This window comes from Aureimonas flava (assembly GCF_003583935.1).
GTDB classification, from domain to species: domain Bacteria; phylum Pseudomonadota; class Alphaproteobacteria; order Rhizobiales; family Rhizobiaceae; genus Aureimonas; species Aureimonas flava.
This window is the reverse complement of sequence record NZ_QYRN01000001.1, coordinates 249,389-263,304: the sequence shown is the minus strand read 5'-3', so window position 1 is coordinate 263,304 and position 13,916 is coordinate 249,389. Positions and strand designations below refer to the sequence as shown.

The window sequence follows — 13,916 nt, the reverse complement described above, 5'->3', positions numbered from 1 at the left end:
ACCCTCCTCCGTTCGGACAAGGCCCATGCTGCTCGCCACCTGGAACATCAACGGCGTCAAGGCACGGATCGACACGCTCCTTGCCTGGCTCGACGAGCGGATGCCCGACATCGTCGGCCTGCAGGAGATCAAGAGCGTGGACGAGGGCTTCCCGCGTGCGGAGCTCGAGGCGCGTGGGTGGCATGTGGAGACGCACGGCCAAAAGGGCTTCAACGGCGTGGCGCTCCTGTCTCGCGAGCCGCCGGCCGTCGTGGAGCGCGGTCTGCCGGGCGATGCCTCCGACGAGCAGGCGCGGTTCATCGAAGGTGTCTGGGAGGTCGGGGCGCGGCGCCTGCGATTCGCCTCGCTCTACCTGCCGAACGGCAATCCGCTCGGCACGGAGAAGTTCACCTACAAGCTCGGCTGGATGGAGCGTCTCGAAGCGCATGCCCGCCGCCGGCTCGCGAACGAGACGCCGTTCGTGCTGGCGGGCGACTACAACGTGATTCCCCAGCCCGAGGACGCGAAGAACCCGGCCGCCTGGGTGGACGACGCCCTGTACCAGCCGGAAAGCCGGTCGGCCTATCGACGTCTCCTCAATCTCGGCATGACGGACGCGGTGCGCGCGGCGTGCGATCAGGCGGGCGTCTACACGTTCTGGGACTATCAGGCGGGTGCCTGGCAGAAGGACAACGGTATCCGGATCGACCACGTCGCCCTGTCGCCCGAAGCCGCGGCGGCGCTTCGCTCGGTGGCAATCGACAAGCATGTGCGCGGCTGGGAAAAGCCCTCCGACCACGTGCCGGTGGTCGTGGAGATCGACCCGACGGCGCTGCGCTGAGGGCTATTGCGCGGGGGCTCCCGCGCTGTCGGCAAAGGCGATCGCCGTCTTGCGGTCGTCCTCGGACGACAGGGAGAACGCCTCTTCCTGCAGCGGGCGGATCCACTCGCGGTCCTTGACCGACGCGGTCTTGTAGGCCCGCGTGAGCATGGCCAGCCCGCGCCCCGGCTCGGCGCGCATGGAGATCGCGTCGCCGTCGAAGATCAGGTAGCCGAGCAGCGCCTCGGCCTTGGTGTAGCCCTTGTGGGCGGAAAGCTTCAGCCAGCGCGCGGCCTGGCGAGGGTTGGCGCGGCCGCCCTCGCCTGCCAGCAGCATCCGGCCCAGCTCGAACTGCGCCCGCGCGTCGCCGAAGTAGGTCGCGGCATGGGTGTAGAGCTGGCGCGCCTGTGCGGCGTCCGCCTTGACCGGCGTTCCCGTGATGCCGGAGCGCAGATACTCGGCAAGCGCCAGCACCGCGCTGACGACGTAGGGCGCGTTGGGCGAAGCGGCGGTGTCGTCCTCCTGGTCGCGCACGATCTGCTCGAACATCTTGAAGGCTTCGAAGTCGTTCTCCACCACCCCGTCGCCCTCGGCGTACATCTGCCCGAGCTTCCAGCGCGCCCCGGCATGGCCGAGTTCGGCCGCATGCTGGAGGGCGTCGATGGCGGCAGCCGTCTCGCCGCGCTTGTAGGCGGCGAACCCCAGGGAGAAGACGTCGCGCGGGCTGGATGAGGACGTGGTCGTCGGAGCGGCGGTCGGATCCAACGCCAGCGACGGGCCGCAAACGGCCAGAACAGAGAGGAAGCAGGCAGCGCGGACGGCGTTAGAACGCGACATCGTCGTGTGTCACAACGCAAACGGGTGCGGCGGGAACCGCGGATGCCGGATAACGGACCCGACGACCCGCCGAGCACGGCGGCCCCTTTCGATCGATTGTCGTCTTCATGATCCGTCCCCCCACGTCGAGGTTCGGAAAAACAGCTCGCGCCATCATGCCCTGAGAATTCCGTCCCCGTTCTTCGAGGACGTGGGTGGTCCGCCTTTATGGCGGCAGCACGGCATTTCCCCTCGGTGCCGGTTATAGGCGATGCTTGGCTGCAATAGTGTTGCCGCCGCCCCACACATTGCCGACGCTCCGACAAGCAGACGGCGGCGCAGCCCAGGGGCCGGCGCCGCCGTCCGCGTTTTCAAAGGGTTCAGAAGGTCAGCTTGAGCGACACGTTGGCGGCGTAGACCCAGTCGTCGCCCACATCCGCGTCGAAGAGGGCGCCGCTCGTGCGGCGCTGCTCGCCGTCGGTCCAGTAGCCGATCAGCCCGCCGACGCGCAGTTCGGCCCAGTCGTTGTTCTTGAGCGCGAGGCCGCCCGACAGGGTGTAGAGGTCGGTATAGGTCGTCTCCGCGCCAGTCGAGACGCCGCTGTCGTAGCCGATCGAGATGCTGCCCGACACGTTCTCGTTGAAGGCCCGGCCGATGCCGATGGTCGCCGTGTAGCCGTCGTCCCAGTAGTAGGGGCTGACGTTGGAGTTACCCGCGACGGTCGTGACCACGGCCCGGTTGGTGCTCCAGTCCGTCCAGCGGAACGAGCCCAGGAGCAGCGTGCCCTCGGCAATGCCCGTCTGGGCGTTGATGTAGAGGCTCTGCGGGCTGGTCGCCGTGTTGAGGGAGGCCGGCAGGTTGCTGGCCAGCACGGTGCCCCCGGTCGGCAGGGCCGCGATCAGCGACGGCGGCACATTGATGCCTTGCTGCGCGAGGAAGGCCGCGGCGGTGGGGATGGAGAGCTGGCGCCCGTCGGCGAGCTGCACGAAGGCGTCGTTGGCGGCAAGCAGCGTTCCGGTGCCGAGAATATCGTCGTGCTCGACCTCGGAGCGATAGAGCACCTGCGCGCGCAGGGCGATCGCGGGAATCTCGAACGCGGCGCCGATTCGGAAGCCGGGCTTGAAGTCGGCGCTGGTGTCGGCCGTGAGGGCCACGGGCAGGAGAAGCTGGCCGCCGAAGGCGCCGAGGGCGGCCTGGAGGCTGGCCGGCAGCGTCGCGCCGATGTTGCGGGTGGCGAGGCTGGTGCCGTTGAAGTTGAAGTCCTCGCCGAAGACGCCGCCGAGCAGGCTGAAGCGCATGCCGTTGCTCATGTAGCTCAGGCGGCAGGTCGCGCTGATCTCGTCGGAGTCGAATTCGAGGTCGCGCACGCGCGAGCCGCCGGGGAATGCGGCGGGCTGCGCGCCGCCCGGCAGCGAGGAGTAGTCGCCCTCCGCCGCGAAGGCCTCGACGTAGTTGCCGACGCAGGCGACGGTGTCGTTGCCGAGCTTCAGCGCGGCGCTGGGGATCACGTAGGTTCCGGTGTAGTCGCCGAAGTCGCCCGACACGCCCTCGACGCGGTCGAAGCCGCGCGCGGGATTGACGTAGGTGAAGCCGAGCCGCGTGGTGACCGGCGTGGCGTCGTAGAGCACGTCCGTGTCGGCCGTGCCGCGCTGGAAGCCGCCCGCCTGGGCCGCGCTCGCCCCGATCAGCACCAGGAATGTCGTCTGCGCGAGGCGCGCCTTGAAACCGCTCATGATTTTCCCCCACCGGTCTTCTGTGATGGGAGCGTGTCACGGCGCCGCATTCATGGGAATACGGGCGGAAGCGCGGCGACAGGTTGGCGAAAGTCCGCCCGACGCGGCTTACGCTTCGAGTCCTGGAGGAGATTTTCTCCCCTAGTCCATTGTATTCGCTCGAAGTCGATCGGAACTCGAACTTGAGACGGGGGGTTCGTTCGGCTCCGTGCAACGAGTTTGTGAACTCTTCCGTAAAGGGAAGAATTCGGCCACCGTTGCCGGAACGCTACAGGTTCCGGCAACGGCGGTCCGCCGTCCTGCCTAACGCAGCATGGCGAGAGCGGCTTCGAGCTTCTGAGCCTCGGCGAGATAGGCTTCGCGCTTCTCGCGCTCCTGCGCCACCACCTCGTCGGGCGCATTGGCCACGAACTTCTCGTTGGAGAGCTTCTTGTCGATCCGTCCGACCTCGGCCGCCGCCTTGTCCGCGGCCTTGGACAGGCGCGCGATCTCGGCCGCGACGTCGACCATGCCCGCCAGCGGCAGCGCGTAGGAGCGCGTGTCGAGCACGAACTGGACCGACTGCGGCGGCGCGACCTCGGCCGTCTCGACGCTGGACAGGCGCGCCAGACGCTTGAGCGCAGCGTCGTGACGGGCGAGGCGCTCGCGGGTGAGCTCGTCGACGCCCACGGCGACGAGCGGCGCTTCGGCCCCCGGCGGGACGTTCATCTCGGCGCGAATCGAGCGAATCTCCCCGACCAGCGCCACCAGCCAGTTCAGGTCGCTCGCCGCCTCCTCGTCGTGGAAGGCCAGCACCGGCCACTCGCCGTGGCACAGCAGCCCGGCGCGCGGCCGCTCGCCCGCCGTCGCCGCCCACAGCTCCTCCGTCAGGAAGGGCATGAACGGGTGCAGCAGCGCATAGACCCGGTCGAGCACAAAGCCCGTCACGCGCCGCGTCTCAGCCTTGGCGGCCTCGTCCTGCCCCAGGAACACCGGCTTGGCGAGCTCGAGGTACCAGTCGCAGACCGTGTTCCAGGTGAAGCGGTAGATCGCGGCGGCGGCGTCGTTGAAGCGGTAGGAGCCGAGCGCGGCGTCCACTTCCGAGATCGCCGTCGCCAGCTCGCTCATCAGCCAGCGGTTCAGCGGCAGCGACAGCGCTGCGGGATCCACGGGCACATTGTGTTGGGCGCCGTTCATCTCGGCGAAGCGCGTGGCGTTCCAGAGCTTGGTGCCGAAGTTGCGGTAGCCGCCGATCCGCTGCGGATCGAGCTTCACGTCGCGCCCCTGGGCCGCCATGATGGCCAGCGTGAAGCGCAGCGCGTCGGCGCCGAACTCGTCGATCAGGTCGAGCGGATCGACCACGTTGCCCTTCGACTTCGACATCTTGGCCCCGTTCTTGTCGCGAACGAGAGCGTGCATGTAGACCGTGCCGAAGGGCTCCTGGCCGGTGAAGTGCAACCCCATCATCATCATCCGGGCGACCCAGAAGAAGATGATGTCGAAGCCCGAGACGAGGACGCTGGTCGGGTAGTAGGTCGCGAGTTCCGGCGTGCGGTCGGGCCAGCCCAGCGTCGAGAAGGGCCAGAGGGCCGACGAGAACCAGGTGTCGAGCACGTCCTCGTCGCGCCGCAGGAAGCCGTCGAAGAGCGAGCCGCTTTCCGCCATCTCGCGCGCCTTCGCGTCGGTCAGCGTGCCGTTGGTGACGTAGTGGGCGAGCGCCGCGCCGGCGACCGCCTCCTCGTCCTCGTCCACGAACACCGCGCCGTCCGGCCCGTACCAGGCCGGGATCTGGTGACCCCACCAGAGCTGGCGCGAGATGCACCACGGCTGGATGTTCTCCATCCAGTCGAAGTAGGTCTTGTCCCAGTTGCGCGGCACGAAGGTCGTGCGGCCCTCGCGCACGCTGGCGATCGCCGGCTGCGCCAGGGTCTTGGTGTCGACGTACCACTGGTCCGTCAGGAACGGCTCGATCGGCACGCCGCCGCGGTCGCCGTGCGGCACCATGTGGACGTGGTCGTCGATCTTTGCGAGGTAGCCCTCCCCGTCCATCCAGTCGACCAGCAGCTTGCGCGCGGCGAAGCGATCCAGGCCCTCGAACATCGCGACCGCGCGCTCGCCGTCGGCCGGGAAGAGGCCTTCCAGGAATTCGGCGTTGTCGCGGATCGCGATCGTGGCGTCGGGCGCCAGAACCGCGATGCGCGCCAGCCCGTGCCGCTCGCCGACCTCGAAGTCGTTGAAGTCGTGGGCCGGTGTGATCTTCACCGCGCCCGATCCAGCCTCGGGATCGGCGTAGTCGTCGGCGACCACGGGGATGACGCGGCCGACCAGCGGAAGGCGAACGGTCTTGCCCACCAGCCCGGCATAGCGCTCGTCCGCCCCGTTCACGGCGACGCCCGAATCCCCCAGCATGGTTTCCGGCCGCGTCGTCGCGACCGTGATGAAGGTCTCCGGGTTCGCCGGATCGTAGGTCCGCCCTTCGACCGGATAGCGGAAATGCCAGAGGTGCCCGCGGACCTCGCGCTGCTCGACCTCGATGTCGGAGATCGCCGTGAGCAGCTTCGGGTCCCAGTTCACCAACCGCTTGTCGCGGTAGATCAGGCCCTCGCGATGGAGCTGCACGAACACCCGCCGCACCGCGCGCGACAGGCCGTCGTCCATGGTGAACCGCTCGCGGGACCAATCGCAGGAGGCGCCGAGGCGCCGAAGCTGCCCGAGGATCGCGCCGCCCGACTCGCCCTTCCATTGCCACACCCGCTCGATGAAGGCCTCGCGGCCCATCGCCCGGCGGCCGGGCTCCTTGCGCTCGGCGAGCTGGCGTTCGACCACCATCTGCGTCGCGATGCCCGCATGGTCGAGGCCCGGCTGCCAAAGGACGTTCTGCCCGAGCATCCGGCGATGACGGACCAGGATGTCCTGCAGCGTGTTGTTCAGCGCGTGGCCGATGTGCAGCGACCCGGTGACGTTGGGCGGCGGGATCACGATGGAGAACGGATCGGCGCCGGGCTTCGCGCCCGCCCCGGCGCGAAACGCGTCGGCGGCCTCCCAGCGATCGGCCACGCGGGGCTCGATCGCAGCGGCGTCGTAGGTCTTCTCCATGGGCGGACATCCAGATCGGTCGAAATCGCGACCGGGTTTCGTGGAAGATGCCCGCGATGTCAACGAAACGAGACGTTGCCGGGGCGAACCGCATGCCCAAACGGCCGAAGGGCGCCCTCCTCTCAGAGCGCGCCCTCTGCGTCGTGCCGTGGGCGGCCTCGCCCGAGCCGGGCTCAGCGCTTGGGACCACCTCGCGCCAGGCGCTCGATCTCCTCGCGGATCAGCCGCTCCACCATCTTGGGAAGGTTGTCGTCCAGCCAGTCGCGCAGCATGGGCTGGAGCATCTCCTGCGCCATCGCCTCCAGCGAGCGCAGCTCGCCTTGCCGGATCGCCTCGGCGAGCTCGTTGAACGATGCTCCGACGAGCTGGCCCGTCGCGGGGGAAACCAGCGGCGGGGGCGTGTCGCCGTAGCGCGACGTCGCGGCCTCTTCCGAGGCCCGCGCGTCGGTGTTGGCAGGCTCGAAGGCGCTGCGCTCCATCGGAGCCTCGTAGCTGGTTGTGGGATGGGTTGCCCCGGCGGACGCGGTCGCGTGCTGCTCCGTGCCGTCATGCGGGGCATAGGCTTCGGCCGGATCCGGGAAGGCACGCGTATCGGGATCGCTGCTCATCGCATCGCTCCTTGCGTTCGTATTGCGGTTGCCCTGAAGGGTCGCGCCGGCGGCGGCGGCGGCGGGCTCGCGATCGGCCTCGATATGCGCCCAGGTCGCGGCGAGTTCCGTCTCGAGCTCGGCCGTCAGCATATCGACGTCGCCGCCCGTCGCGCCCGGGAAAGCAGCACCGGCCATCGGCTCCGGGTGAAGGCGCACGGGTTCGGAGGAAGCGGAGGGCTCGTCCGCCCGGCGCTCGGCCACAGCCTTCAGCGGCGATCCGGCCAGAAAGGCGGGGATCTGCCTCGCGGCGCCCACCGCGGCCTCTCGGCTCGCGCTGCCGGCCGCCTTCTCGTCGCCGGTCTCGATGATTCGCCGAATGGATGCCAGGATCTCGTCCATCGACGGTTCCTGCGCGACGCTGGCTTTGCTCATGAAATCCGCACCCGATCTGGATTCGCGGCCGCCACCCGACGCGAATCTCAGACCAGCCTAGACCCTCCGGCGACCCGCCGGAATCCCCCGCATGTGCGTAGGGCGCCTTATAAACGAATTTTTAATGCGGCCTCGGGCGAGGAGGACGGCGCGTTCAGCGCCCGTCCGGCGTGCGCAGCCCGTACCACTTGTCCTGCACGGCCTGGTAGTGCTCCTCCGGCTCGTAGCGGTCCACCGCCAGCGCCAGGCGGTCAGGCAGCAGGCTGCCGACGGCGGACGCCAGGGTGTAGGCGGCCACGATCGAATCGCGCTGCGCGCCGGCCAGAAGGATCTGGGCGGTGATGACGTCCGACTGCGCGTTGAGAACGTCCAGCGTCGTGCGCTGGCCGACGTTGCGCTCCTCCACCACGCCGTTGAGGGCGAGTTGGGCGGCCGAGACCTGCGCACGATAGCCCTGGACGTTGGCCTCGGCGGCCTGCCGTTGGGCCCAGGCGCTGGCGACGGCCGAGCGCACCTCGTCGCGCACGCCATCGACCTCGATGCGCCGCTGCGACAGGACTTCCTTCGCCTGGCGCACGCGCGAGGAGACGATGCCCCCCTGATAGATCGGAACGGTGAGCTGCGCGGCGACCGTACCGGACACCTCGTTCTGCGTCAGGACGTCGACGCCCGGGAGATTGTTCGGGTCCTGGTCGGACAGGGCGTAGGTGTTCTCCACCTCCCCGGTGATCGCCAGTGTCGGCAGGCGCTGGCCTTCGGCCGACTTCACCTGGAACGAGGCCGCGTCCACGGCGAACTTGGTCGCCTGGATCGCCGGATGCTGCTCCTGCGACACGCGCAGCGCCTCGGACACGGTGGACGGGATGCTGCTGCGGTTGGGCGGGGTTCCGGCCTCGAGGTTGCCGGGCGGATCGCCGATCACACCGAGATACTGCGCCTCGCTGCTGGCCACCTGCGACAGGGCCGTGTTGAGAAGCGCCGTGGCGAGGGCTTGCTCGGCCTGCGCCTGCGCCACGTCGGTGCGGGTGCCCTCGCCCACGTCGAACCGCGCCTGGGCCGCGCGCACCTGCTCGTTCAGGAAGGCGAGGCTCTGGCGCCGGAAGGCCGCCACCTCGCGATCGCGGCGAACGTTCATGTACACGGTCACCGTGTTGAGCAGCGTATCCTGGACCGTGTTGTCGAGGTTCTTCTGGGCGGCGCGCACCTGCGCCTGCGCGGCGTTGACGTTGTTGGGCGTCTGGAACCCGTCGAACAGGGTCTGGTTGAGCTGGATGCCGCCGCTGAGGGCGCCGGTCCGGCTCCGTTCCTTGGTCAGGTTGTCGCCGTAGGTTGTGCGCGAAAGCGCGCCCTGGGCCGTCGCCACGCCCTGCACCGTCGGCCGGAGCCCGGCGCGTGCCTGGGTGACGTTCTCGTCGGTGGCCCGAAGCTGCGCGCGTGCGGCGTTCAGGCTCTGGTTGTTGGCGTAGGCCTTCGCCAGGGCCTCGCGCAAGGTGTCGGCACTCGCGGTACCGGCGCTCGTCGCCATCAGGAGCGCCGAGAGAGAGGCGATGATCCACGTCTTCTTGCGCAAAGTGCATTCTCCGAAATCGGACGCATGCCCAACACACCGGCACGCGACAGGTGCAGACAAACCTCGCCCGAACCTTATCGACTAGGACATGTACCGAACGGAGACCGAACACCAGCCTGACGATCCGTCGCCTTCGGCTTTTGGATGCGGGGTGTGGCGCGACTAAAACACTTGGCGAATGTAACGGCCGATCGTGGGCGACGAACGCCGCCGCCCCGCGCCGCCGGACGCCCGGCGCCGTCGTCGCTTCAGAAGACGAACTCGCGCGGCTTGGCAAATCCCGGCAGGGCCGGGATGTGGCAGTTGAAGGCGAAGCGATCGGAGACGATCCCGTCCTCCTTGGTGTAGAGCTTCGCCATGCCCGACGCCCCGGACCGCTCGACCACCACCAGGCGGCCGCGATCCTTCAACTGGTCGAGATGGGTCTTGGGCAGGGCTTCCACCGAGCCCTCGAACAGGATGACATCGTAGGGCGCCTCGCCCGACCACCCGTCCTTCAGCGGACCCGTCACGACCGCCGCGTTGACGATGCCGAGCGCGTCGAAGGCGGCGTTCGCGCGTCCGGCGAGGTCGGCGTCCTCCTCCAGCGCGACGATCGAGCCGGCGAGATGGGCGAGAACGGCCGAGGAATATCCCGTGCCGCACCCGACATCCAGCACGACATCCTGCGGGCCGACCTGCGCGAGCTGGATCATCTTGGCCAGCGGCGAGGGCGAGATCAGGAACCGGCCGTTGCCGAGCGGGACCTCGCTGTCGATGTAGGCGAGCGCCTTGCGTTCCTCCGGCACGAAGACCTCGCGCGGCACGTTCAGGAAGGCGCGAAGCGTCTCGTGCGACGTCACGTCGGTCGTGCGAATCTGGTTGTCGACCATCTTCACGCGTGCGGCGGCGAAATCCATGTCAGGCCTCGGATCGATTGCTTGTCCATCCCATATTCGCCGCCTCCGCACCTGACAAGCGCCCGTGCGTGGATGCGCCGCCTGGGCGCCGATGGGGAAAAGGGATGGCGGGGGAGTTCGCGAAACCAAGTGCGACGGTGGAGGCCTCGGCCGGAATCGAACCGGCGTGCAAGGATTTGCAGTCCTCTGCGTAACCACTCCGCCACGAGGCCCCAACGGGCCGCTACCTACTGGCAGGCAGGCCTTTGCGCAAGTCCCGAAAATCCCATTCTGAAAATGTGTCCGCGCATCGAAAGGGCGTTCCCGCGTCGAACCGATGGCGTTCGGCGGCGTTGCCCCGGCGATGATGCGCCCTTCGTGGCGCCCGAAACACAAGACGGTCCCATGCTTCAGAACAAACAGATCCTGCTGGTCGAAGACGACGCCCTGATCGCACAGCCCCTCGCCGAGCGCCTGGAGGACGCCGGCGCCACCGTGGTCGGCCCCGCAGGCACGATCGAGGAGGCGATCGCCTTGATCGCCCGCGTGCCGGGCATCGATGCGGCCCTTCTGGATGTGAACCTCGGGGGCGAGATGAGCTATCCGGTCGCTTACGACCTGGCCCGCCGCGGGGTGCCCTTCGTGTTCCTGACGGCCTACGACCCGTCGCTCGTGGCGGCACGGTTCCGCGACGTGCCGGTCTTCGCGAAGCCGAGCGACCTCACGCAAGTTCTCGAAGCCCTCGGATCGCTTCCCCTCGCGGCGGACGCGTCTCGCCGCTCCGCCTGACCGGAAGCGCCTAGAAGCGGATGCCCTGGCTCAGGAGGAGCACGTTGAGTCCCGCGAGCCAGATCGCGCCCGAGAGGAGGCATCCGAGGGTTATACCCTGCGCCGCGCCGAGCGGCCCTTTCGGTCGATTCATCGCTTCGCTCCCCGTTCGGCGTCCTTCTTAGCGGAACGTCCGTTGGCATCGAGTTTACGGGCGCGGACCCCCGTCGCAATCCTCGGAAATCGGGAATGTCGTCAATTTTCCATAAATTATCGCATTCGACGCGCCGGAGCGCCGGACGGACTTGCGCGAATCGCATAGCGGCCCTGCGTTATGTTGCATTGCAACATGAGCCGCGGGCGATCATCTTGTGGTGGTGACCGACAGAACAAGGACATGACAATGAGTATCGCCCGTCGCCTGCGCTCCGTCTTCAGCGCCCCGAGCCCCGAAGACCGCGCCCTCGCCTACCTGAACGAGTCGACCTCCATCGCGGACCTCGAGCGTCGCGAGCGCGAGATCGACGCCGGCCGCTTCCGCCAGCATCGCCACCGGTTCTGACGACGGTGGCCCGATCGCACCGGGCCGTTCCGAACACCACGTTATGACGGCCCGGTCGCCCGACATTCGGACGCCTGGACGGGAGGACGGCTCGAAACCGTCGACTGCATCGGATGTCTGTGGAGTGGCTGATGGCTCCCCGGGCCGGATTCGAACCAGCGACCGATCGATTAACAGTCGATTGCTCTACCACTGAGCTACCGGGGAAAAGTTCGCCCTGCGAACGAGGGTGCGTATACCCACGGCCCGGCGATTTGCCAAGTGGCCCCGCCGTATTCGGCAAAAAAATCTTCCGTGCCTCGCTCTGGTCTTGGTTGTCCCGCAGGCCACGAGCCCTCACATCCCTGCGCGATGGCGAAGCAACGGACGACAGATGGGCGGCGTGGACGAGACGGCAGCGAAGCGGCGTGAATTCTTCCGGCTGCGTGGACACACGGTTCATCTGTTCGGACGCACGTTCCGCCTTCCGGCCAATCGCATGGCGCGCATGGGCATCGGCATCGCCTTCATCATCGGCGGCTGCCTCAGCTTTCTTCCCGTGCTGGGCATCTGGATGCTGCCGCTCGGCCTGGTGATCCTGTCGATCGACCTCGCGTTCGTCCGGCGTTGGCGCCGCAGGGCGGACGTGCGCTGGGGCCGGCGGCGCAAGCGCAGGAAGGCGGTCGGCGAGCCGCGCTGACCTCTCGCCTTTCGCCGCCCAAGCTTCTATAGCGTAGGCATTCGAACGGTGGCCTCGCAATCGCGAGCCGCCGTTCTTTCCGTTTCTCGCGCCCGTCGGCGGCCGTTCCATCCGGCACCAGGGCCCATTCCCCATCGGCATCGCTCCCGACGCGAAGGCCGCGCCCGCAAGGGCCGAACATTCCAAGGACGATCCGCTTGGCCTTTCCTCCCATCCACCCGGCCCTGGCCCGGGCTCTCGACGCCCGCGAATACCGCGACCCGACCCCCGTGCAGCGAAGCGTCGCGGAGGCCGCCGCCGCCGACCGCGATCTCCTGGTGTCGGCGCAGACCGGCTCCGGCAAGACCGTGGCCTACGGTATCGCCATGGGCGAGACGCTGCTGGCCGGCCGCGACACGCTGCCCGAAGCCGGCGATCCTCTCGCCCTCGTGATCGCGCCGACCCGCGAGCTGGCGCTCCAGGTGAGCGACGAGCTCGCCTGGCTCTTCGCCGAGGCCGGGGCCCGCATCGTGACCTGCGTCGGCGGCATGGACGCACGCACCGAGCAGCGGGCGCTGGCGCGTGGCGCGCATCTCGTGGTCGGCACGCCGGGCCGCCTGCGCGACCATCTGGAGCGCGGCAACCTGCGCAGCCAGGACCTTCGGGTCGTCGTGCTGGACGAGGCCGACGAGATGCTGAATCTTGGTTTCCGCGAGGATCTCGAGTTCATCCTGGAAGCCACGCCCGCCGAGCGGCGGACGCTCCTGTTCTCGGCGACGCTGCCCAAGCCCATCGTGGCGCTGACGCGGCGCTACCAGTCGAACGCGATGCGGATCGAGGTCGCCAACCAGAGCTCGAGCCACTCCGACATCGAGTACCGCGCCATCCGCGTCGCCCCGACCGAGATCGAGCACGCGGTGGTGAACCTCCTGCGGCAGGCCGAGTCGCCCACGGCGATCGTCTTCTGCAACACGCGTGAGCAGGTCCGCCATCTCCACACGGGGCTTCTGGATCGGGGCTTCGGCGCGGTGTCGCTCTCGGGCGAACTCGGTCAGGCGGAGCGCAACCAGGCGCTCCAGGCTCTGCGCGACGTCCGTTCGCGCGTCTGCGTGGCCACCGACGTCGCGGCGCGCGGCATCGACCTGCCCAATCTCGGACTGGTGATCCACGCGGAACTGCCTAACGATGCAGAGACCCTGCAGCACCGCAGCGGACGAACGGGCCGCGCGGGTCGCAAGGGCGTCTCGGTCCTGCTCGTGCCCCTGTCGCGACGCCGCAAGGCGGACCGGCTCCTGACGGAAGCGAAGATCCGTCCGGTCTGGAGCGCCCCGCCCTCGGCCGACGAGATCCGCGCCCTGGACCGCGAGCGGCTGCTGACCGATGCGCTGTTCTCGGAGGAAGCGGGCGACGACGACCTGGCGACAGCCGGGGCGCTGCTCGAACGCTTTTCCGCGATGGACATCGCCTCCGCCTTCGCTCGGCTCTATCGCCAGAAGCTGCCGGCGCCGGAGGACATCTACGATCCGGGCCCCGGGCGCGACGACAAGTCGGGCCGCAAGACGGCCGGCGAGGCGAAGCCGAGGCGCGAAGGCCAGAAGGAGGACGGCGGCGGGCGGCATGCGATCGGGCCGGCCGTGTGGTTCCATCTCGACATCGGGCGCCGCAACAACGCCGATCCGAAGTGGCTGCTGCCTCTCCTCTGCCGCCGGGGCAAGGTAACGCGCGACGATATCGGCGCCATCCGGATCTTCGACAAGGAAACCAAGGTCGAGATCCGCGCCGACGCGGCGGAACGCTTCGGCACGGCGGCGCAGGGCAGCGACGACGACATCACGGTGACGCGCCTGGAGGGCGGCGCGCCGCCCGCCGGTCGCGACCGCGACGAGGGCGGCAAGGCCGGCCGCCCGCCCCGTGCGCAAAAGGCGTTCGCCCGCCGCAACGACGGTGAGGCGCCGCGCAAGGGCCCGAAAAAGTTCAAGGGCAAGGGTCCCGGCAAACCGCGCCGGCCCGAGTGAAACGATCCGCACCGCCGGCT

The 13,916-nt window shown here is 68.7% G+C and carries 12 protein-coding genes and 2 tRNA genes; 5 read left to right on the top strand and 9 right to left on the bottom strand.

Annotated elements, in window-relative coordinates; genetic code table 11:
- Positions 1 to 25: 25 nt before the first annotated feature.
- Positions 26 to 820, top strand: a complete 795-nt coding sequence (gene xth, locus D3218_RS01300) for an exodeoxyribonuclease III (protein WP_119538083.1) — start codon at positions 26 to 28, stop codon at positions 818 to 820.
- A 3-nt stretch (positions 821 to 823) separates the two neighbouring features.
- Here xth and D3218_RS01295 read toward each other — a convergent pair whose 3' ends face one another.
- The 7 genes from D3218_RS01295 to D3218_RS01265 all read right to left on the bottom strand — a co-directional run bounded on the left by D3218_RS01295 (position 824) and on the right by D3218_RS01265 (position 10,126).
- On the bottom strand, positions 824 to 1,636 hold the full coding sequence (locus D3218_RS01295; RefSeq protein ID WP_119538082.1) for a tetratricopeptide repeat protein: 813 nt from the start codon (positions 1,634 to 1,636) through the stop codon (positions 824 to 826).
- Between the two features lie 359 nt (positions 1,637 to 1,995).
- A complete protein-coding gene (locus D3218_RS01290; RefSeq protein WP_119538081.1) occupies positions 1,996 to 3,348 on the bottom strand; it encodes a long-chain fatty acid transporter in 1,353 nt (450 codons plus the stop codon).
- A 303-nt stretch (positions 3,349 to 3,651) separates the two neighbouring features.
- Complete coding sequence (locus D3218_RS01285) at positions 3,652 to 6,423, bottom strand: valine--tRNA ligase (protein ID WP_119538080.1); 2,772 nt, start codon at positions 6,421 to 6,423, stop codon at positions 3,652 to 3,654.
- Positions 6,424 to 6,596: 173 nt separating this feature from the next.
- A complete protein-coding gene (locus D3218_RS01280) occupies positions 6,597 to 7,445 on the bottom strand; it encodes a PopZ family protein (protein ID WP_119538079.1) in 849 nt (282 codons plus the stop codon).
- A 154-nt stretch (positions 7,446 to 7,599) separates the two neighbouring features.
- The gene (locus D3218_RS01275) at positions 7,600 to 8,970 is read right to left on the bottom strand and encodes a TolC family outer membrane protein (RefSeq protein WP_119538463.1); all 1,371 of its coding nucleotides are present in this window, start codon (positions 8,968 to 8,970) and stop codon (positions 7,600 to 7,602) included.
- 293 nt (positions 8,971 to 9,263) lie between these two features.
- Positions 9,264 to 9,914, bottom strand: coding sequence for a protein-L-isoaspartate O-methyltransferase family protein (locus D3218_RS01270; protein WP_119538078.1), 651 nt, complete (start codon positions 9,912 to 9,914; stop codon positions 9,264 to 9,266).
- A 138-nt stretch (positions 9,915 to 10,052) separates the two neighbouring features.
- Positions 10,053 to 10,126, bottom strand: a tRNA-Cys gene (locus D3218_RS01265).
- Positions 10,127 to 10,298: 172 nt separating this feature from the next.
- On the opposite strand from D3218_RS01265, the gene D3218_RS01260 reads away from it, so the two are divergent.
- On the top strand, positions 10,299 to 10,682 hold the full coding sequence (locus tag D3218_RS01260; RefSeq protein WP_168990379.1) for a response regulator: 384 nt from the start codon (positions 10,299 to 10,301) through the stop codon (positions 10,680 to 10,682).
- Between the two features lie 10 nt (positions 10,683 to 10,692).
- Here the strand turns inward: D3218_RS01260 and D3218_RS20215 are convergent, their stop codons facing one another.
- The gene (locus tag D3218_RS20215; protein ID WP_280959952.1) at positions 10,693 to 10,815 is read right to left on the bottom strand and encodes a hypothetical protein; all 123 of its coding nucleotides are present in this window, start codon (positions 10,813 to 10,815) and stop codon (positions 10,693 to 10,695) included.
- A gap of 249 nt (positions 10,816 to 11,064) precedes the next feature.
- On the opposite strand from D3218_RS20215, the gene D3218_RS01255 reads away from it, so the two are divergent.
- Positions 11,065 to 11,223: a DUF3563 family protein gene (locus D3218_RS01255; protein WP_119538076.1), complete on the top strand. Its 159-nt coding sequence runs from the start codon at positions 11,065 to 11,067 to the stop codon at positions 11,221 to 11,223.
- 132 nt (positions 11,224 to 11,355) lie between these two features.
- On the opposite strand, the gene D3218_RS01250 is transcribed toward D3218_RS01255, so the two are convergent.
- Positions 11,356 to 11,430 (bottom strand) — tRNA-Asn (locus D3218_RS01250).
- A gap of 166 nt (positions 11,431 to 11,596) precedes the next feature.
- On the opposite strand from D3218_RS01250, the gene D3218_RS01245 reads away from it, so the two are divergent.
- Both D3218_RS01245 and D3218_RS01240 read left to right on the top strand, forming a co-directional pair.
- Positions 11,597 to 11,902, top strand: a complete 306-nt coding sequence (locus tag D3218_RS01245) for a hypothetical protein (RefSeq protein ID WP_245414874.1) — start codon at positions 11,597 to 11,599, stop codon at positions 11,900 to 11,902.
- A 197-nt stretch (positions 11,903 to 12,099) separates the two neighbouring features.
- Positions 12,100 to 13,896, top strand: a complete 1,797-nt coding sequence (locus D3218_RS01240; protein ID WP_119538075.1) for a DEAD/DEAH box helicase — start codon at positions 12,100 to 12,102, stop codon at positions 13,894 to 13,896.
- Positions 13,897 to 13,916 lie beyond the last annotated feature (20 nt).